Here is a 1,130-nt window from a genome sequence, read left to right on the forward strand (position 1 = left end):
CGCCAGCGGATGCTCGCTGGGGCGCTCGGCGGCCGCCGCGAGGCGCAGCAGCCCGTCCGCGTCGACGCCGGAGCCGGTCAGCGGCCGTACGTCGGTGACGCGCGGGGTGCCCTCGGTGAGGGTGCCGGTCTTGTCGAACGCCACCGCGTCCACCTGGCCCAGCCGCTCCATCACCACGGCCGACTTGACGAGGACCCCGTGCCGTCCGGCGTTGGCGATGGCCGACAGCAGCGGCGGCATGGTGGCCAGCACCACCGCGCACGGCGAGGCGACGATCATGAAGGTCATGGCCCGCAGCAGCGCGCCGGTGAGGTCGTCGCCGAGGGCGAGGGGGACGAGGAACACCGCTACGGTCGCCGCCACCATGCCCAGTGAGTAGCGCTGTTCGACCTTCTCGATGAACAGCTGCGTCGGCGCCTTGGTCTCCGACGCCTCCTCGACCATGCGCACGATCCGGGCGATGACCGTCTCGGACGCGTCCCGCTCGACCCGGACGCGCAGGGCGCCGGTGCCGTTGAGGGTTCCGGCGAAGACCTCGTCGCCCCGCTCCTTGGTCACCGGGAGCGGCTCACCGGTGATGGTGGCCTGGTCGACGTCGCTGCGCCCGTGCAGCACCCGGCCGTCGGCGCCCACGCGCTCCCCGGGCCGTACGAGAATGACGTCGCCGACGGCCAGGTCCGCGACGGCGACCGCCGCCTCGGACTCGCCGGGGCCCAGGCGCGTGGCCGTGGCGGGCGCGAGGTCGAGCAGTCCGCGTACGGAGTCGGCGGTGCGGGCGGTGGCCAGGGCCTCCAGCGCGCCGGAGGTGGTGAAGATGACGATCAGCAGCGCGCCGTCCATGACCTGCCCGATCGCCGCCGCCCCGAGCGCGGCCACGACCATCAGCAGATCGACGTCGAGGCTCTTCTCCCGCAGGGCGCACAGGCCCGCCCAGCCGGGCTCCCAGCCGCCGGCCGCGTAGGTGAGCGCGTACAGCGGGCCCCAGGTCCAGGCCGGGGCGCCGGTCAGGTGCAGGGGCAGCGCGAGCAGGAAGCAGACGGTGGCCGTGGCCGCCCAGCGGGCCTCGGGCAGGGACAGGAAGGGGGTGCGGCGTCTGTACCCCTGCACGGATCCGGAGCCGGATCGGCCGA

1 protein-coding gene is annotated in these 1,130 nt (G+C 74.6%); it reads right to left on the reverse strand.

The window, feature by feature from the left end; all coding sequences use genetic code 11:
- A partial coding sequence (locus H5J33_RS36095) for an HAD-IC family P-type ATPase (RefSeq protein ID WP_181798880.1) occupies positions 1–1,107 on the reverse strand: 1,107 nt, incomplete at its 3' end.
- Between the last annotated feature and the right edge of the window lie 23 nt (positions 1,108–1,130).

Source organism: Streptomyces sp. WELS2, from assembly GCF_013870595.1.
Classification (GTDB): domain Bacteria; phylum Actinomycetota; class Actinomycetes; order Streptomycetales; family Streptomycetaceae; genus Streptomyces.